Below are 16,504 nucleotides of genomic sequence, written 5' to 3'. Positions count from 1 at the left end.
TTCAAATAGTGAGGTTGCGCTGTTTTCCAATCTCCCATGACACGCCGCCGCCACGTACCGTCGCGGCGAGCTGCTGGCCCAGCCGCTGCTCGATCACGGGTTTCCACGGCACGAGGCTGAAGCCCATGCCGTCATTGAGCATCGCATAGCGCCCGCTGGCGAGCATGACAGAGCGCCGATAGATGCCGGCTACGCGCTGGCCATCAGCCACCGGGCGATGCGCCAGGCCGGTTTCGGTAGCAATGTCCTTGGCCGCCTGCGCCAGTTCCCGATTGCGCAGCGTGCCCAGCAGATTGCGCGCCAGGATCACGCGCTGCCCTCGCCGCTCGGCCAACCCCTGCTCGGACAGGAAGTCGGCACGCTGCTGCATCGCCTGCTTGGCCTCGCCACCAAAGCCCAGGTCGCCCAAGCCCGAGCCGCCGCCGATCAACTGCTGGTCGAGCCAGGTGGCGCCGATGACACGGGCCTGCCGCTCGATGGGCAGATGCGATTTCAGCTCCACGGCCACGCCGCCCAGGCGCTGCGCATCGTAGCGGCGACCCTGTTCTGGCAGGTCGCCAGGCACCTTCCATAGCCCCTCGGCCACACGCTCCACGATGCCGGCGCGGCGCAGGGCTTCCAGCCGGCGAACGTGGGCTGCCACGACCTCCTGCGGATCACGGCCCGGTACGGCCTGACCCTGCGCGACGGCCAGGTGATGGTCGGTGCGGTATAGGCCACCGCTTGCCAGCGCGGCGATGTTGCGATCGGCCGCACGCACGTCGGCCGCCCCCTTCACTTCCACCACGGCGCCGGCCGGATAGTTCGCCGGCTCGTCGCGGGCGTTGAGCGCGACGTAATGGGCCTTGCCGTCCACACCGTCGATGACCAGATAGCCCCGGTCGCGCAGCTCGTCGGCCAGCCCTTTCGCGGCTACGCGCCCGAGAATGGTTCGGCCATCGTCTCCCGGCTCGAACACCGCCAGCTCGCGCAGCTCGCCGCGCATGGCCCGTTGCATGGTGCGAATGATGTCACCACGCTCGCCGAGGGCGCGCAAGGTTTTCTCCGCATCGGCATGGACAGCCCAAGTGCCCGGCTGCGTCTCGTCGGCCAGGCCCAGGCACTGCAAGTGTTGCAGGCGGCCGATCAGCAGCAGGCGCTGGCGTTGCAGCCGGGGTTCGTTGAAGTGTTCGATCTGCACTCGGCCACCCTCGCCGACCTCGCGTTGCAGCGTGCGATCCAGGCTCGTCCATCGCTCCTGATTCACCTCGCGTGTCAAGGTCTGCTGGATCTCCAGCTCGGTGCGCGGCCCCAACCATTCGGTCGCCAGTTCGGCGGCCCGATGGCGGAAGCCGTGGGCGATGTAGTCGCCCGCGATGATGAGGTCTTTGCCGGTATCGTCGCGCCCACGCACGATCAGGTGGGTGTGCGGGTTGTCGGTATTCCAGTGATCGACTGCCACCCAATCCAGCCGCGTGCCCAGGTCGGCTTCCATGCGGTTCACCAGATGCCGGGTGTAGGTGCGCAGGTCGTCCAGCTCGGCGCCGTCTTCCGGGGAGACGATGAAGCGGAAATGGTGCCGGTCGTCGGCGGCCCGCTCCTTGAAGGCGTCAAGGTCGGCTTCGTCGGTCTGCGGCCCGTAGGCCCGGCCCGGTTCACCATCGCGGCCCGCGCCGTCGCGCCCGATGTAGCGCAGGTGTTTCGCCAGCGATTGGGGGCTGGCGTTGCGCTGATTGACCAGCAGCGTCTTGATGGTCACGCGCCGCGACATGGGCGTCAGCTTCGCGCCGGCGAAGCGCGCCGCCGTATGGCCGCGCCCCAGGCGCGAGCCGGGCCGCTGGCCGGAGCCCTTGCCACTGCCGCCAGGACGGCGCACTGAAGACTTGCCGCCGCTGGCCTTGCCCGCCTGCTTGAGCACCTTGGAGACGAAGCCCTGGCCCTGGCCCTTGCCTCGGTTCTTTGGGGCGCTCGGACGCACCCGGAAATCGTCGTCGCGGCGGTCGGTCATGGCCGCTCTCCCTGCAAGCTATGGCGTGTCCGGGCGTGCGAAGCACGCGGACATGCCTGCATCGGCGCGGGCCCCGCGCCCCACGCGGCACGGCGGCGAAGCCGATGCGTGCCCCGCCACCCCCACCTGCAGACGGGCTTTCGACGCGGCCAGGTGCCGCGTCCTTTTGTCTTGCCTTCCGCCTTTGCCCCTCGCTGGCGCTCCGGGCAGCGGCGGCCAGGCAGCGCTGTTGCGCGAGCAACCAGCGCGCCGGCGAACACGGCGATGGCCGTAGGCCAGCCGTGTTCGTGGCAAGACGCCTGCACGTTGGACGGCTGCGCCGGAGGCAGCGCGAAGTGCGGTGCCCAATGCGAAGTATTGGCACCCGCACTGCACGCGCGACGACACGGCGACGGCCAGCAGAACGACACGCCCTATGGCACGATGAACTGCACGGCAACGTGCAGCGAGTCGGCGGCCATCATGGGCGGGACTCCAGCCAGACCGGATGCGCGACGCCGATCACGACGGATGCGCTGACCGGCCCGAAATACCTGCTATCGAACGACGCCGGATTGGTCACACTGAGCAGGAACAGTTCGCCGGGTTCGAGGTGACGGCATTGCTGCCAGGATAGCAGCGGCCGGCCCCAGCGGTCGGCGGGCAGCACGGCGGCCGAAGGCACGCCGTCGATGCGGACGATGCGGCCAGTGATGCACACCTCCTGCGGCGCAACGGCGCCCACGCGCTTGAGCAGCGGCACGCTCGCCGGCAGGTAGCCGCGCTGCGCGGCCAGCGCGGCGGCGTCTGGCGGCAGCGCGGTCAGGACGATGCTGCCCACGGACAAGGAACGTGGCTGCGAGCCGGTGCCGTGGCCCAGCGGATCGACGCTATACCAGCCGACCGCCACGCTATCGGACGGGTTGTAGATCAGGCGCGGCAGCGGATGCACGAAGGACGCCCAGGCCAGCGCAGCGAGGCCGCAGGTGGATATGCCCGCCAGCACGAGGCGAGCGCGCAGGCGCGAACGAGGACGTGGCGGAATGCCCGCTGCACCGGCAATGGCGGATGGAAGCGTCATGGCAGTGCCCTCCCTATGAGCCAGGCGGCGTGCCGCTCTGCGGTGTATTCGGGCAGTGGCAGGCGCGCAGCGAGCCGGTTGGCGAGCGTGCGCCAGTACGCGGGCGAGACAGCGACGAGCGCGATGCCCAGCGCCTCGATGGCGTCGATGCGTTCCAGCACGGCACGGACCTGGTTCTCGCCCTCGGCGTGCAGCAGCAGGCGCGCACCCGGCTGCACGCCAGGAATGCGCTGCGCCGCATCGAGCGGCGTGCAAGCCTGCATCATCATGAGCTGCCAGCGCACGGTGCCGTAGTCGTTGGCCTGCCAGCGGACACGGCACAGAACCGCGTTCGGCAGGAATACGGCGCAGCGCCGCCAGCGGTCGAGCCGGATGATGCGCGCCGGCTCGCCGAAGCGCAGATAGAGCTTGAAGCGTGGCTCGATGTAGGCCAGCGCCACGCGCGTCAGCGGTGCGCTGGCAGGCTGGCCAGCAAGCGCGGCCGGTGATGGTAGCGGCGCAGCCGTGACCGCGACAGCGGCAGACGAAGCGAATGCAATCATGGGGTGTTCTCCCTGCGGTGTTCTGGAAACTCGCGCTCCAGCAGACCGCGCAGCAGGTCGGCCACAGTCACGCCTTGCGTAAAGGCAGATACCTTGATGCGCGCCCGCATCGCGGGCGTGATGTCGAGGGTCAGGCGAGCCGTGTAGAGGTCGCCCCTGCTCAGCGCATCGGCATCGCCTTGGCGAATCCAAGCCTCGGCGTGTGGATTCGCGGGCGGACGCGCGCCGATGCCGACGCGCTTGGCCGTGCGTTTGCCGTTCGGTGGCGGCTTCGCGTTCATGGCGTCCACCGCAGCAGTTCGTCCACCAGCGCAGTGATTTCGCGCGCGGCGGCGCTGTCCGGCGCTGTCTCGCGTGCAAGCCGACCAGCGGCCACGCTGTCGGCGAACACGATGCGTTGATGCACTTCCGCGCGCAGCGCAGGAAGCGGCTGGTCAGCGAGCGCCTGGCGTGCTTCACGCCCGATCACGGTGGTACTGACGCGCCGGTTGATGACGAAGGCCGCGCGCAATGCAGGCCGAAACACCTGCGCCTCGCGGATCAGCGCCACCATCTCGGCGCTGGCCCACAGGTCGTAGGGGCTGGGCTGCACGGGGATCAGCACGCGCTCGGCCGCCAGCAGCGCGGAGCGCGCCAGCGCCGCGATGCGCGGCGGGCCGTCGATGACGACGTGATCGGCGCGACGGGCCAGTTCTGGCGCTTCCTGGTGCAGCGTTTCGCGTGCGAGGCCCACGGCGCTGAACAGCCGTGGCAAGCCTTGCTGGCTTCTGCGCTGCGTCCAATCCAGCGATGAACCCTGCGGATCGGCGTCCAGCAGCACGACGTGCTGGCCGCGCATCGCCAGCTCGCCAGCGATGTGCGTGGCGAGCGTGGTCTTGCCCACGCCGCCTTTCTGGTTGAGCAGAGCGACGATCATGGCGCGGCCCTCCGTGCTGGAAAGCCTTGCTTCCATTCGCTTGCAAAACCTGTTATCTGGTGGTCGTGATTGCCTGCCGTTTCTGGCCGCGTGGCGGTTGTCCACCGCAGCGGCGCTTCCCTACTAAAAGTTAGAGAGATTAAGTTAGGGAAGTTAGAGGGCGCGCAAACCCAATGCTGGCGCGGGTTTGCGGCCGATCGGCACGCCTGATAGCACGATAGTCCCACGCCCGATAGCACGATACCCCGCACGCCTGATAGCACGACACCATTCACAGGCTCTCCCGGAGTTATCCCCGTGCCGTTTGCGGCACGGGCCGGAAGGTCAGCAATTCCGTTCCGTCGTCCGGCATCCGCTCGATTCCCAACACGTAGCCGGGCAGCGACTGCCGCGCGACCAGCGCGCGCAGGTCGCAGGCGAAGTCGTAAGGCTTCGCGGTGCTGCCCGATTTCTGGTGCAGGTAGCGAAAGTCGAACTGCCAGCCGTGCGCCTGCCTGCCGCCATGCTTGCGCACCAGGCGATAAAGCCACCGCTCGATGCCACCCGTCAGCCGGAAATACGCCGGGTCGATGGTCAGCACCAGGGCGGCGTCGAGCACGCCGGCATAGAACCAGTCCGGCAGGATCAGCTCGATGCCCAGCGGCGTGCCATTGGCATCGGCCAGTTCCTTCCATTCGTTGATCCACGAGAAGCGGTTCAGGCGCCGCCCGGTCGTCTCGCGGATGGACGTGGCCACCGTGGTCGATTGCAGGCGATCCAGCGCGGCCTTGAGGCGCTGGTAGTCGCGCAGCGACTTGCCGCGCCCGATGAAGCGCAGGATCTCGTAGGGCGTGGCGCGCATCAGCCGCGAGGGCCGCAGGCCCGCGTCCTTCGCCTCCACGATCTGCGAGGCCGCCCAGATCAGCACGTCCGCATCCCAAATAGTGGCGATACCGTGCTCCTGCGTGCCTTCCACGCGGATCGTGATGTTGCCCGCCCGGAAGTCGATCGGCTTGACCCGCTTGGACTTGCCGAGCGAGAAGAACGGATAGGCCATCAAATCCTGGCTGTCGCGCGGCGCCATGTCGCCGGGCAAGGCGCGGAACAGGTCGAGCTGTTCGCGTTCCTGCATCGGCTGCTGCCGGTGCGGCAGCGCAGGGCTGGACATGGCAAAGGCCACCTGCGCGCCAGCGTTCAGCGCGCACGGCTGTCCGCCGCATGATGCTCGGCGTATTCGGGATCGGAAGTCGTCTCGAAGCTGCGGTCGGCCGCCCATATGTCGAGGTCGGCCACGGCGTACATGACGCGGCGACCGAACTTGCGAAAGCGCGGGCCACCACCGATCACGCGCTGTTTCTCCAGGGTGCGCGGCGACAGGCGCAGGTACTCGGCAGCTTCGTCGTTGGTCAGGTAGCGTTGAGGCTGCATGGACGCAGCGACAGCAGTGGCGGCAGGCCGCAAGGGAGCGGGACGCATGGTGTAAACCTCCATAGCTTTCAAAGCTCCGGCCACACAGCGCAACCGGATGGAGGCAGTCTCAGAAAACCAAGCTGTTCTGCTCAGGGTCGTTTTGCGCCATCATCAGAACGACCCTTCTCAAGCGGCGAAATTTGTGCTATCCGGCGATAGCCGCCGCGCATCATTGCATCGCCTCGCCGCACCAGACGGCGCACCTTCGAGCGCAGGCCACCGTCGCTGTACCAATCGGCCAAGGCATCCACGCCGAACAAGCCTTCACCGACCTCGCGCAAGGACGCGCCCGCCAGGGTGGCGTCGAGCGCTTGCAGGGTATGCAGTTCCAGCAGCGCGGCCGGTGTTGGCCTGGGCTTGGCATCGGCAATGGCTGCGCCCGGCGCATAGCCGCGCGCAGGCGCGGTAGTGCCGCCGCGATAGGCATGGACCACGGCCATGCCGTCTTGCAGGCCGGGCGCCAGCGCGAAGCGCAGGCAGCGACCAGGACTGCGCGCGATCAGCGCCAGGCCCTTGCCATCATGCAGCAGGTGCTTGTGGCCGGGGATGTGCCAGAACGCGAACGCGGCGGCGTCCAGTGGTGGATCGGCATCCGGGTAGAGCTGCACCACGGCATCGGAGCCGGGCAGCCAGGCCGGATGCGCGTCGCGCGCATCCAGGGCTGGGTCTTCCAGCAAGCGCAAGCCCCAGCGTTGAGCCGCCTGCTGCGCAGCTTGCAGCCGGCGATGATGGCGCAGCCAGTCAAGCCGGTAGTCGGGATTCCTGCGCAGGTATTCCCAAGCCAGCGCGAGCGCATCGAGCCACAGGACAAACAGGTACGCCGCAGTGGGATACCAGTGCGCGAGGTGATGGGGATTGACCATGGCGCCTCCTCCCTGAGAACAGGATTCGCCGTCACGGAAGGGACTACGCGCTACATCGCCATCGTTGGAAAATTTGGAGGTTCAAGATAGGTGGAAGGGGTCAAGACCGAATGGCTCCGATGCGTAGCAGTGTTTGTCTCAATGCGGCGGCGGCAGCACTCCGAACTTGGAGCGCTGCATTGTCCAGCCTGCCGCAACCCGCGCCACGCATCATGACTGTTTCGATCAGACTGGCCGGGGTATGCCGCAAGAATGCCGATTGAGACCTGACCGGCATGACACCAGACTGAAAAAATCACAGTCAGCCTTGTTCAGTCCGGGATAGCCCCGTCGCGCTGGGCCAGCCGGGTGTATTCCGACAGCGTGCGCGTTGGGCAGAAATAGAGGTCACGCATCACGGGCTGCTGGCGCGGCCCGACGATGCCGGCCAGCTCGGATAGCTTGACGGTGCCTTGCGCCGGTATACCGATCCCCAGGTCGATAAGTCCCCAGGCGGTGTCGCCATCGGCGGGATCGAGCGCGGCCAGCAGCCAAGTCACATGCGCGTCCGGCGTGAACAACCGGACCACGGGCACCGGGTCGATGGCCCGGCCAGCGGCGCGGGCCTGGCCGTGGGCCAGCAGGCACACACGGTCGTCCTCGGTGATGAGCGGATTCATGGCGATTCCCGTCGGCTGCACGAATCCGCCAAAGCGTGAAGGCGCAAAACCGTATCGGCGGATTTGGGCATGAACACGATTGTGATTCCGTGGGTCTGCGCCTTTGTCGGAGTCCGTAAATACGGATTTCTGCAGAAGCGTAAAACGGTGGGGTTTTGATGAATGAGTTAAAGATAACGTGGTTTTAATTGTGCGGCGAATCGACGCTTCTGTCCATGCAGAAGCGATCCGTCCAGCCCGGCCGACCGGCTGGCTCCACCACCCATGACGCCGAGTTGGCTCACGCCTTCGGCGCTGCGGTGCGTGCGCTGCGGATAGAGCGCGGTATCGCGCAAGAATCGCTGGCGCACCTGGCTGGCGTCGAACGTTCGCACATGGGCAAGATCGAGCGCGGCGAGCACATGCCAACGCTGGCGATCATCTTCAAGATTGCCGGCGCGCTCGAATGCAGCACGGCGGTGCTGATGAGCGAGGCTGAAAGCCAGCTCGCAGCGGCAGCCCTGCCGTAGGCTGGGCGGGGTCGATCCGGCGCAGGCCGGTTCGGCGGTGTTCAAGGGGCGCCAAGTGCAGCGCGGCGGGGATGGGCCTTGCGCCGATCCCCTGGAGGCAAGCGTAGCGCGCAGCGCCGCAGGCGCGAAGGCGTGAGGGATTGGAGTCGAATGGCCGTGACGGCAAAGACGGCACGGGGCGCAGCCCGCAAAGCCCGGTGGCGCAACGCGCCGAAACGCCATGCTTTGATCGCAGCCGCTGGTGCTGGCTTCCCAACATGAAGATGCGACCCGAAAAAGGCCACTGCCTATCTCGGTCTGGTATGGGACGTAGTGATAGCGCAGCGCCCCGCCGCAATGGACGGGGCGCTGCGGCGGTCACGCCGCCTGGGGCTTGCTGCGCGACCAGATCAGGTCGTGCGTGCCGTCCTCGCCTTCGATCAGGCGGGCATAGACCGGAGCCGGGAACGAAGGATCGTCGAGGGTCACGGACTTGTATTCCCGCCCGGCCTCGCTGGTCTTGTTCCACGCCGCGCCGATGTCGTGGCCGGCGGCCTGGAGGCGGAAGTCGGGGGCGTTCTCGCTGCTGCCCTTGTCGTTGGGAACCAGCTTGACCTTGACGTTGAGGGTCAGGGTGCGGAGCGTGCCGGTGAAGCCGTCTTTGTCTGCGGTGAAGGTGCCGATGTTGGCCATGATGATTTCTCCTTTCGGTGGAACAAGGTTCGCGCCCATCGCGTCCTTGTTGTGATCCGGCCAGCGGGGGACGGGCTGGCTGCACCGCTTGCGGTCGAAACGCAGTGGAGAGCCGGGAGGCGAAAACAATTTGCTGCGCGAGGAAGCCGCGCAGCAGCGGGGAAATTGTTTTCGCCGGACGGTTGCAGCCATGAAGCCCGAGGCGCAGCCGCGCCCCCGCCAGGATTCACAACGAGACAAGGACGCCTTGGGACGAACCGCTCCGAAAGGAGATGGAGCCGACTCGGCATCCCCGCCCGAAGGCTTCTCCGGCTCGCCCACTGACGCGGGCAAGGTCAACCACCCAATGACAGGCGAGAACGCCCCCGCCGCACCTTGCGGTGCCGGTCTTGAGGCGTGGCGTGGAACAAGACCAGCGATGCCGGTTGGGTTGTCCGTGAACCGTCCTTCGTAACGTGATGGGCAGGAACCGCCAGCGTTGAGGACGGCACGCATCTGCACAACCTGCCGCAGCAAGCGCCAGCGTGTTCGCCAGCATCCCGTCCATTGCGGCGGGGCGATCCGGCGCAGCCGGTTCGGTCGCATCGAGGGGCGCCAAGCATTGCGCGGCGGGGATAGCCCGCAGGGCTTTCCCCTGGAGGCAAGCGAAGCGCGCAGCGCCGCAGGCGCGAAGGCGTGAGGGATTGAAGTCGAATGGCCGTGACGACAAAGACGGCACGGGGCGTAGCCCGAAAGCCCGGCGGGGCGAAGCGCCGACACGCCCAGGCCGTTCTATATTTTCAGGAAGGAATCCAAGAGCAGTCCATGACCATCCAGCTACGACACGAAACACCTGACGACATGGCCGCCATCGAGGCCGTCACGGTCGCCGCCTTCGCCGATGCACCGCACACCAGCCACACCGAGCAGTTCATCATGCGCGCCCTGCGCGCCGCCGGCGAACTGACGCTTTCCATCGTGGCCGAGGAACACGGCCAGGTCGTCGGCCATGTGGCCCTGTCGCCCGTGACCATCACCGATCGCAACGGCCACAAGGCCGAAGGCTGGTACGGCTTGGGGCCGATCTTCGTCCTGCCGCAAAGGCAAGGGCACGGCATCGGCTCGCGCCTGATGGAACAGGCGCTGTCTGAACTGCGGGCCATGCAGGCCGCAGGCTGCGTGCTGCTGGGCGATCCCGCGTACTACGCGGGTTTTGGTTTTCAGGCCCATGCGGGCCTGCAACTGCCGGGCGTGCCGCCCGGCTACTTCATGGCGCTGGCCCTACATGGGCCGGTTCCCGAAGGCATCGCGCACTACAGCGATGCTTTCAACGCCGCCGCCTGAGCCAGCGCGAAGGCGGCGGCGTTCTGAATCGGCTGCTGGCCTTGAACACCGGGCGCGGCCACTGCCGCGACCGGATTTGCATTTCACCGCGCCCAGGACGGCACGGCCTGGGCGCGGTGCTGAACGCGGTTATTCCTTCGTCTCGATAAGCCACCACACGGCACGCGGCAAGGCGCGGCCCGTGAGGGGATGAATGTCGGTGAGGTCTGCGCGGGCTGACCAGCCCGAGGGCGGGCGGTAGCCGCGCACGTCGCCTGCGCCGTGCCAGCGGCGGGCGCGTACCGTGCCGGCGGCGTAGATGGCCGCCATGCGCGGGCGACTGGTGGTGGTACGGGTCATGGGGGCTTCTCCTTGCAGCGAAGCGCCCCGGTCGAGGCCGGGGCGCTTGCCTTCGGCGCGGGTCAAGCGGCCAGCGCCTCGGCGGGTTCATCCGCCATTGCTTCGGCATCCTCCGGGGCGTCCTGCTCCGGGCTTTCCTCCTGCGCGGCATCCTGCGGGCCTGCGGCCTTGAAGATGCCGGGCATCCAGCCCGTGCCATCGGCCAGCCGCTCGGCCTCGCTGGCAATGTCGGCCTTCTTCAACTTCGCCAGCCGGTTGACCTGCTCGGGCGCGTACTCCCCCACGGCATCCAGAATCACGGCCTTGGAAACGTGCTTGAAATAGCCTTCTGCGGTCGGCTTCCACCATGCGGCCATGTCGAGGCCCACGGCCTGCGCCAGTTCCCCGCCGGGCTGGTGCGCCGTGGCGCGAGGCGTCACCACGTCCACCGTGGAAGCCACGCACACGGCCAGCAGCCGCACCAGTTCGTCTTGCGGCTTCGCCAGCAGCGCGGCGAACAGTTCGGCGCTGTCCTCCGGCAAGGCTTCACCGGCCACCTGTTGCAGTTCGCGCAGCGCCACGGCAGCGGGCGATTCCGGCCAGTCCGGGGCCATGCCTTCCAGTCGGTCTTGCGCCGTGAGGCGCACGCCGAGCGGCAGGCCATCGCCGTAGGCGTCGGGCTGCAAGACGGTCTGCACCATGCCATGCACCAGCGCGGCCAGCGCGACGTGCGGATGCCGTGCGACTTCGATTTGCAGCGCCGCCGTGCGGTGGGCGCTCAACCGCTGCGCCAGCCGGTCGGACAGGCTCGCGGCCTTGGGCGCGTCGTCGGCGTCCTCGTGCTCGTCGTTGGCGGCTTCGCCTTCGGTGTTGCTGAAACCGCGCCGCAGCTTTTCCAGCGTGCGCAGCGCCTTGGCCTCGGCCTCGCGCAGCAGGCCGCGATGAATGACGGCCTCGCCGTTGCGGTCGATGGTGACGATGGCACCGGCCACCTCGCGCACCTCGGGCGCATAGCCTTGTAAGGCGTCCTCCGCGTCTTGCAGTTCCCCGACCACCTGATCGCGCCGCTGTTCCAGCTTCTCGGCCTTGGCCTCGTCCTCGGCGTCGCAGGCTTCTTCCAGTTCGGCGTCGATCTTTTCGAGGCGGGTTTCCAACGAGGCGATGCGGCGGGCCTCGCGGGTGGTCGGCTCGCGGCGATGGCGCGGGGCGTTCTGGAACGCCTGCCGTTCCTCGTAGGCCAGATGCGGCACGGCCTCCACCCACGCCCAGCCCTCGGCGCGCACGTCCTCGGCCAGCGTTGCCAGCTTGTCGCGCACCAGCGTTTCCAGCACTGCGGTATCGGTGAGGTAGGTTCCGGCAGCGCCTTCTGCGAACAGGTCGCGGCGGATGCCGCCGCCTGCCTGCCGGTAGGTGTCCAGCCCGACGAAGCGCACCAGCGCGTGCGCGGCGTCGATTTCGCGCTCGGTCAGGCGCTCGCGCAGCTTGGGCGGGCTGCGCTGCCATTCCGGCGCACCATAGAACGCGGCTTCCTGCGCGGCGTGGTCGTCGGTGATGGTCAAGGCCATCAACTGTTCCAGCGTGACGGTTCCGGCGCGGTAGTCGGCCATCAGGCGCGGCGCGATGTGGGCGAGCTTCAAGCGGCGCTGCACCACCAGCGGGGACACGCCGAAGTCGGCGGCAATGTCCTCGATGGGCCGGCCTTCCTTGACCAGCGCGGCGAACGCCTCGAACTGGTCGGCGGGGTGCATCTGCTCGCGCATCAGGTTTTCCGCGAGGCTGACGGTACGAGCGGACGCATCGGGCACCAGCAGGCACGGCACTTCGTAGTCGGCGGGGATGCGCTTCTTCTTCGCCAGCAGCTTCAAGGCGGTCAGGCGGCGGTCGCCTGCCACCACTTCGTAAGCCTCGCCATCGGTGGCAAGGATGACGATAAGGTTTTGCAGCAGGCCGATGCGGGCAATGCTCGCGGCCAGTTCGGGGATGGACAGGCGCGGCATCTTGCGGGCGTTGCGCTTGGAGCGGCGCGGCAGCAACTGCGAGAGCGGAACCAGAATCAGGTTCTTGGACGGGTCGGCCATTTCCAGCGGGGCGGCGGCTTCGATGGTGATGGCTTCGGTTTTGAGTACGGCGTTCATGGTGATAACTCCTAGCGGTTGGGATGCAGCAGCGAGAGAAGCGGCAAGGGCTGCTGCCTGCCCCTGCCGCGTGGGGATTCAGGCTTTCAACTGACGCAGACCATCGGCCAGCAGCCACAGGGCGCGATTGAGGCGCACGCTTTGGTCGATGCCCTGCACGGGCCGGGTGGTCTGGCGGCGGCCATTCGCGGCGCGGGCGGACAGGCCGCCTTTGGTCAAGTTCTCCTGCGTGCGGTTGAACACGCTCCACAGGTCGCGGCGGTCGTCGTCATGGCGGCGCGGCACTAGGATTTGCGATTCCGTGATGGGCGCGGGCTTGTCCTCGTCGTACTTCAACGCCAGCGCAGCGCGGGCGAACACTTCCGATTCCCCGGCGTCCAGCGTGATGGCGCGCATGGCATCGCGGGATTCCTGCGCCCGGTCGAAGCCGTGCAGGACTTCGTAAGCGCCTTCGATGACGTGCCCGGCTACGTCGCCCTTGTGGGGAACGCGCACGTCGGCCACGGTGTCGCCGCAGACAAGGCCATTGCTGCAAACGAAGCGGAACATCCCGGCCAGCATCTGGTAGCTGCTGGTGCCGTCATGGGAGTTCAGCAGGATGATTTCGTTGGCCTCGCGGCCGTTGATCTGGCTGGCGTGGCGCAGCCGGATCATGTGCTTGGTGTAGTCGCGGCGGTCGTCGTGACGCACGCGGGTTTGCGTCACCATGAACGGCTCGAAGCCTTCCCCGCGCAGTTCTTGCAGCACGGTCGCGGTGGGGATGTAGCTGTACCGCTCGGAGCGGCTTTCGTGCGGGGCGTCCGCGAAGATGGACGGGGCCACGGCCCGGATTTGGTCATCGGACAAGGGGCGTTCCGAACGCAGCACCGGGGAACGGGAAGCGAAGCGGGATGCGAGTTGCATGGCATTTCTCCTGACAAAGAAAAAAGGGTTTGCTGTTCACACCGCACACCGGATTCCTAGATTCGGAAGCCCAGCCTTTCGGCTGTTCGGTGCGGTCGGCACGAGGAACCCGGTTGGCCCTGTTGCCACCGTCTTTCCTGAGTTCATCGCCCGCGACGGTCAGGAGCGCGCGAACGGGTGCCGTCAAGGAGGCAAGCGCAGGGTTGGTGCGGCCCGCAGGCGCAGCCGAGGACACGGCCCTGCGCGCCTTGACGGCACACGGGCGCGGGCTACAGTCGCGGTGAAGGTGATGAAGTCAGGGGAGACGGCTGGACATGGCAACGGCCCCTCAACACGCCGACCGCACGGCAAGCGAAGCGCGCAGGCCCGGATCTAGGAATCCGGGCCGGAGGCGTCAGCCGAGCGGAGCGAGGGAACGATGGAAGCCCATCAGGGGCGAGACGCCGCAGGCGGCTCGATGCGAAGCACGACAGCGCGACCGGCCATGTCTGCTTGGCCGGGGACGCACGACTGTCCTACCATCCCTCTATGGAGGAAACCATCATCAACAACGACCCGTTGGAGCACATGCTCCACCGTTCCAATACCTTGCACGAGCGGCTGGATGAACTGCTGGGCGATGCCGATTTCGATGGATCGCCCCGCGGCGAATCAACCCTCGGCATGTGCTTGGTCGCTATGGAACATGCGGCGGCAATGCGAGCATTGATGTCGCTGCGACTGCCCACGTCTGCCGTCGGCCTCATGCGCCTGCAGTTCGAGGCCCTGACACGGGCAATGTGGCTGCTCTACGCAGCTAGCGACGCAGCGATCGATAAGTTGCTGGCGCCACTGACGCAGCAGAGCGAACGGGCAGCCAAGAACTTGCCTGGCGCCAGCGAAATGATTGAGCAGATCGGCAAGCGAGTCGGACAAGGCGCGCCGGCAGCCGCGCACCAGATGCTGTTGCACTTCAAGGATGTGACCTGGCACGGCATGAACTCATTCGTGCATGGCGGCATTCATCCGCTGCGGCGTAGTGCCGACGGCTTCCCGGTCGATCTTGCGCTGCAAGTACTGCGCAGCTCGAACGGTCTGACGACCATGACCGGCATGACGATGGCTGTCCTCACCGGCGATGAAACCGTGGCCAAGCCCGTGAGCAAGATCCAGCCGGCATTCGCCGACTGCCTGCCGGATCTGCTGAGACCTTGAACGGGGCATCTTGCGACGCCCCGCGCAATCATTGAACGATTCGCCCGGCCAGGCGCGCATCGCGCGCATAGGCGCTCAACCGCTTTTCGGCCCGGAAAGACAGGTCGCGTTCGATTGGCAGGCCCAGCCCGCCGCGCACGGTCGCCAGTTCGCCCAGGCTGACCCAGCCGATTTCCGGCATCCCCAGGCCCAGGTCACAAAGACCAAAGGCGTGGTCGTGGTCATCGGGATCAATCTCGGTCAGCAGCCAGGTCGCGCCGGCATCCGGCGTGAACAGCTTGACCACGGGGGCCGGATCGAAGTCCGGGTTCAGCAAGGATTCGCGGCCATTGGCCAGCAGCACGATGCGCTGCTCGTCGGTGATGAATGCGCAGTTCATGGTGAACTCCTGAAAGGTTGCCGGGCGGAATTGCCCACCCCTTCCAGGGCACGGCGCAGCGCAAGCAGTCAGGGGTCAACGACGGCCGCCAGGACGCCAGCGCCATCGGCGCGCAGCCCTTGACGGCGAGCACGCCGTGGCACGATGAAGGGAACAGCAAGACCGCCTCCCTTGCACCTTCACGTTCCCCGGTTCTCGGCAAGCGAAGCGCGCAGGCCCGCGCAGGCCGGCGCGGGCCGGAGTTGCGCCACCGGACGCAGCAAAAAAGGGGGCCGAAGCCCCCTTGGTCAGATCAGGCCGCGTTCGGCGAATGACGCGGTGTTGCCGCCCGCGACGATGACGTGATCCAGAATGCGAACGTCCACCAGTGCCAGCGCCTCCTTGAGCCGCTGGGTCAGTGCCCTGTCGGCCGCGCTCGGCTCAGGATTCCCGCTCGGGTGGTTGTGCGAAACGATGACCGCCGCCGCATTGAGCCGCAGCGCCTGCTTGACCACTTCGCGCGGATACACCGATGCGCTGTCGATGGTGCCTCGAAACATCTCGGCATACTCGATCAAGCAATGGTGCGTATCGAGGAACAGCACGGCGAACACCTCGTGCTCGAACCCAGCCAGCTTGGCGCGCAGGTACTCCTTGACCGCCACCGGCGAACTGAATGACGCACCGCGCTGCATCTTGTGCTCGATAGCCTGGCGCGCGGCCTCCAGAATCTGGTCAGTCGTCGCCAGCAGATAGCGGCCCTGTGCATCACGCACCATCAGCGAGGCATCGAACGAGGAAAAGGACAGTTGCGACATGATCGTGCTCCGGTTGCTCGGGCGGAATTGCCCGGAACCGTCGCCAGCACGGCGCAGCGCAAGCAGTCAGGGGTCGCAGACGGCCGCCAGGACGCAAGCGCGCACAAGCGCGCGCCGCCCTTGACGGCGAGAACGCCGTGATATGGTGAAGGGAACAGCAAGACCGCCCACACCCCGCCCACTGCACACACCCGCCGTTGAGCAAGCGCAGCGCGCAGGCCCAACAGGGCCGAAGGCGTCAGGGATCAAAGCCGGATGGCCGCGATTCGGCACGAAGCGCGGGGCGCAGCCCGCGAACCCGACGGCGGTACGCCGGGACGCAACATCCAAATACCACATCGAACCCGCTCCACTACGCCGCAGCAAGTTGTCCCGATAGGTATTGAACTTCACCATGTCTCCATGCAGCAGAACCATGGAGTCCGAGGTGGAACAGCTATCGCAAGCCCCCAATACTGCCGGCACCGATGTCGGCCTCCCCTTGCCAGGCACGGATGCCTACGAGGCTTTGCCGCAATTTCCAAAGCGCAGTGTCCTTCCCTTCCGTCGCACCATTCGCCGGCAGGAACTGCGGCAGATCGTTCCCCTCGCCGAAACGACGATCTACGAAATGGAGCGTCGCGGTGAGTTCCCACGTCGCTTCAACCTGACGCCACGCTGCGTCGTATGGGACTTGGCAGAAGTGGAAGCCTGGGTCGAAGAACGAAAGCAGGCTCCGCGCGCCGGCGTGTCGAAACCGGATGTCTACCTACGAAAAGCCCGCCCTGTCCGGGCGGGTTCGAGCGAGGCATAAGGCCA

19 protein-coding genes are annotated in these 16,504 nt (G+C 67.0%); 4 read left to right on the top strand and 15 right to left on the bottom strand.

Annotated features, from left to right (window positions below; all coding sequences use genetic code 11):
* Position 1 precedes the first annotated feature (1 nt).
* From ACVOLZ_RS02565 to ACVOLZ_RS02525, 9 genes are all read right to left on the bottom strand, one after another.
* The gene (locus ACVOLZ_RS02565; RefSeq protein ID WP_053506342.1) at positions 2–1,987 is read right to left on the bottom strand and encodes a relaxase/mobilization nuclease domain-containing protein; all 1,986 of its coding nucleotides are present in this window, start codon (positions 1,985–1,987) and stop codon (positions 2–4) included.
* A gap of 460 nt (positions 1,988–2,447) precedes the next feature.
* Complete coding sequence (locus ACVOLZ_RS02560) at positions 2,448–3,047, bottom strand: S26 family signal peptidase (protein ID WP_023127558.1); 600 nt, start codon at positions 3,045–3,047, stop codon at positions 2,448–2,450.
* Positions 3,044–3,589 carry a DUF2840 domain-containing protein gene (locus tag ACVOLZ_RS02555; RefSeq protein WP_023127559.1) on the bottom strand — a complete coding sequence of 182 codons (546 nt, stop codon included), beginning with the start codon at positions 3,587–3,589 and terminating at the stop codon, positions 3,044–3,046. The genes ACVOLZ_RS02560 and ACVOLZ_RS02555 overlap by 4 nt, the downstream gene beginning before the upstream one ends.
* Positions 3,586–3,870 (bottom strand): hypothetical protein, encoded by a 285-nt coding sequence (locus ACVOLZ_RS02550; RefSeq protein WP_023127560.1) that lies wholly within the window; start codon positions 3,868–3,870, stop codon positions 3,586–3,588. The genes ACVOLZ_RS02555 and ACVOLZ_RS02550 overlap by 4 nt, the downstream gene beginning before the upstream one ends.
* Entirely contained in the window at positions 3,867–4,505 is a 639-nt protein-coding gene (gene parA, locus ACVOLZ_RS02545; protein WP_013517157.1) for a ParA family partition ATPase, read from the bottom strand. Before parA ends, ACVOLZ_RS02550 begins: the two co-directional genes overlap by 4 nt.
* Positions 4,506–4,794: 289 nt before the next feature.
* Positions 4,795–5,652, bottom strand: coding sequence for a replication initiator protein A (locus ACVOLZ_RS02540; protein ID WP_053506341.1), 858 nt, complete (start codon positions 5,650–5,652; stop codon positions 4,795–4,797).
* A 26-nt stretch (positions 5,653–5,678) separates the two neighbouring features.
* Complete coding sequence (locus tag ACVOLZ_RS02535) at positions 5,679–5,960, bottom strand: helix-turn-helix transcriptional regulator (RefSeq protein ID WP_023127562.1); 282 nt, start codon at positions 5,958–5,960, stop codon at positions 5,679–5,681.
* Between the two features lie 83 nt (positions 5,961–6,043).
* A complete protein-coding gene (locus ACVOLZ_RS02530) occupies positions 6,044–6,817 on the bottom strand; it encodes a DUF2285 domain-containing protein (RefSeq protein WP_047289076.1) in 774 nt (257 codons plus the stop codon).
* Between the two features lie 311 nt (positions 6,818–7,128).
* Positions 7,129–7,476, bottom strand: a complete 348-nt coding sequence (locus ACVOLZ_RS02525; RefSeq protein ID WP_053506340.1) for a DUF2958 domain-containing protein — start codon at positions 7,474–7,476, stop codon at positions 7,129–7,131.
* Between the two features lie 215 nt (positions 7,477–7,691).
* Here ACVOLZ_RS02525 and ACVOLZ_RS02520 point away from each other — a divergent pair, with 215 nt between their 5' ends.
* Complete coding sequence (locus tag ACVOLZ_RS02520; RefSeq protein ID WP_053506350.1) at positions 7,692–7,985, top strand: helix-turn-helix domain-containing protein; 294 nt, start codon at positions 7,692–7,694, stop codon at positions 7,983–7,985.
* A gap of 357 nt (positions 7,986–8,342) precedes the next feature.
* Here ACVOLZ_RS02520 and ACVOLZ_RS02515 read toward each other — a convergent pair whose 3' ends face one another.
* On the bottom strand, positions 8,343–8,657 hold the full coding sequence (locus ACVOLZ_RS02515) for a DUF736 domain-containing protein (protein ID WP_023103964.1): 315 nt from the start codon (positions 8,655–8,657) through the stop codon (positions 8,343–8,345).
* Between the two features lie 804 nt (positions 8,658–9,461).
* On the opposite strand from ACVOLZ_RS02515, the gene ACVOLZ_RS02510 reads away from it, so the two are divergent.
* Complete coding sequence (locus ACVOLZ_RS02510; protein ID WP_053506339.1) at positions 9,462–9,980, top strand: GNAT family N-acetyltransferase; 519 nt, start codon at positions 9,462–9,464, stop codon at positions 9,978–9,980.
* Positions 9,981–10,109: 129 nt separating this feature from the next.
* On the opposite strand, the gene ACVOLZ_RS02505 is transcribed toward ACVOLZ_RS02510, so the two are convergent.
* The 3 genes from ACVOLZ_RS02505 to ACVOLZ_RS02495 all read right to left on the bottom strand — a co-directional run bounded on the left by ACVOLZ_RS02505 (position 10,110) and on the right by ACVOLZ_RS02495 (position 13,336).
* Positions 10,110–10,319 (bottom strand): hypothetical protein, encoded by a 210-nt coding sequence (locus ACVOLZ_RS02505; protein ID WP_053506338.1) that lies wholly within the window; start codon positions 10,317–10,319, stop codon positions 10,110–10,112.
* A gap of 62 nt (positions 10,320–10,381) precedes the next feature.
* Positions 10,382–12,433, bottom strand: a complete 2,052-nt coding sequence (locus ACVOLZ_RS02500; protein ID WP_070207188.1) for a ParB/RepB/Spo0J family partition protein — start codon at positions 12,431–12,433, stop codon at positions 10,382–10,384.
* A gap of 78 nt (positions 12,434–12,511) precedes the next feature.
* Positions 12,512–13,336: a DUF932 domain-containing protein gene (locus tag ACVOLZ_RS02495; RefSeq protein ID WP_053505382.1), complete on the bottom strand. Its 825-nt coding sequence runs from the start codon at positions 13,334–13,336 to the stop codon at positions 12,512–12,514.
* Between the two features lie 528 nt (positions 13,337–13,864).
* On the opposite strand from ACVOLZ_RS02495, the gene ACVOLZ_RS02490 reads away from it, so the two are divergent.
* Entirely contained in the window at positions 13,865–14,530 is a 666-nt protein-coding gene (locus tag ACVOLZ_RS02490; protein WP_053505381.1) for a DUF6988 family protein, read from the top strand.
* A gap of 28 nt (positions 14,531–14,558) precedes the next feature.
* Here ACVOLZ_RS02490 and ACVOLZ_RS02485 read toward each other — a convergent pair whose 3' ends face one another.
* Together ACVOLZ_RS02485 and radC are read right to left on the bottom strand one after the other, a co-directional pair.
* Positions 14,559–14,909, bottom strand: coding sequence for a DUF2958 domain-containing protein (locus ACVOLZ_RS02485; protein ID WP_053505380.1), 351 nt, complete (start codon positions 14,907–14,909; stop codon positions 14,559–14,561).
* A gap of 287 nt (positions 14,910–15,196) precedes the next feature.
* Positions 15,197–15,706 carry a RadC family protein gene (gene radC / locus ACVOLZ_RS02480; protein ID WP_053505379.1) on the bottom strand — a complete coding sequence of 170 codons (510 nt, stop codon included), beginning with the start codon at positions 15,704–15,706 and terminating at the stop codon, positions 15,197–15,199.
* Between the two features lie 415 nt (positions 15,707–16,121).
* Between radC and ACVOLZ_RS02475 the strand changes: the two genes are divergently transcribed.
* Positions 16,122–16,499, top strand: a complete 378-nt coding sequence (locus ACVOLZ_RS02475) for a helix-turn-helix transcriptional regulator (RefSeq protein WP_053505378.1) — start codon at positions 16,122–16,124, stop codon at positions 16,497–16,499.
* Positions 16,500–16,504: the final 5 nt, after the last annotated feature.

It is taken from the genome of Stenotrophomonas sp. STEN020 (assembly GCF_056760195.1).
The sequence above is the reverse complement of the archived record's forward strand: the minus strand, read 5'-3'. Positions and strand labels throughout refer to the sequence as shown.

Bases quoted from the DNA above. Each gene is read 5' to 3' on its own strand.
- ACVOLZ_RS02565 (WP_053506342.1), bottom strand. From the start codon at position 1,987: ATGACCGACCGCCGCGACGACGATTTCCGGGTGCGTCCGAGCGCCCCA.
- ACVOLZ_RS02560 (WP_023127558.1), bottom strand. From the start codon at position 3,047: ATGACGCTTCCATCCGCCATTGCCGGTGCAGCGGGCATTCCGCCACGT.
- ACVOLZ_RS02555 (WP_023127559.1), bottom strand. From the start codon at position 3,589: ATGATTGCATTCGCTTCGTCTGCCGCTGTCGCGGTCACGGCTGCGCCG.
- ACVOLZ_RS02550 (WP_023127560.1), bottom strand. From the start codon at position 3,870: ATGAACGCGAAGCCGCCACCGAACGGCAAACGCACGGCCAAGCGCGTC.
- parA (WP_013517157.1), bottom strand. From the start codon at position 4,505: ATGATCGTCGCTCTGCTCAACCAGAAAGGCGGCGTGGGCAAGACCACG.
- ACVOLZ_RS02540 (WP_053506341.1), bottom strand. From the start codon at position 5,652: ATGTCCAGCCCTGCGCTGCCGCACCGGCAGCAGCCGATGCAGGAACGC.
- ACVOLZ_RS02535 (WP_023127562.1), bottom strand. From the start codon at position 5,960: ATGCGTCCCGCTCCCTTGCGGCCTGCCGCCACTGCTGTCGCTGCGTCC.
- ACVOLZ_RS02530 (WP_047289076.1), bottom strand. From the start codon at position 6,817: ATGGTCAATCCCCATCACCTCGCGCACTGGTATCCCACTGCGGCGTAC.
- ACVOLZ_RS02525 (WP_053506340.1), bottom strand. From the start codon at position 7,476: ATGAATCCGCTCATCACCGAGGACGACCGTGTGTGCCTGCTGGCCCAC.
- ACVOLZ_RS02520 (WP_053506350.1), top strand. From the start codon at position 7,692: ATGCAGAAGCGATCCGTCCAGCCCGGCCGACCGGCTGGCTCCACCACC.
- ACVOLZ_RS02515 (WP_023103964.1), bottom strand. From the start codon at position 8,657: ATGGCCAACATCGGCACCTTCACCGCAGACAAAGACGGCTTCACCGGC.
- ACVOLZ_RS02510 (WP_053506339.1), top strand. From the start codon at position 9,462: ATGACCATCCAGCTACGACACGAAACACCTGACGACATGGCCGCCATC.
- ACVOLZ_RS02505 (WP_053506338.1), bottom strand. From the start codon at position 10,319: ATGACCCGTACCACCACCAGTCGCCCGCGCATGGCGGCCATCTACGCC.
- ACVOLZ_RS02500 (WP_070207188.1), bottom strand. From the start codon at position 12,433: ATGAACGCCGTACTCAAAACCGAAGCCATCACCATCGAAGCCGCCGCC.
- ACVOLZ_RS02495 (WP_053505382.1), bottom strand. From the start codon at position 13,336: ATGCAACTCGCATCCCGCTTCGCTTCCCGTTCCCCGGTGCTGCGTTCG.
- ACVOLZ_RS02490 (WP_053505381.1), top strand. From the start codon at position 13,865: ATGGAGGAAACCATCATCAACAACGACCCGTTGGAGCACATGCTCCAC.
- ACVOLZ_RS02485 (WP_053505380.1), bottom strand. From the start codon at position 14,909: ATGAACTGCGCATTCATCACCGACGAGCAGCGCATCGTGCTGCTGGCC.
- radC (WP_053505379.1), bottom strand. From the start codon at position 15,706: ATGTCGCAACTGTCCTTTTCCTCGTTCGATGCCTCGCTGATGGTGCGT.
- ACVOLZ_RS02475 (WP_053505378.1), top strand. From the start codon at position 16,122: ATGGAGTCCGAGGTGGAACAGCTATCGCAAGCCCCCAATACTGCCGGC.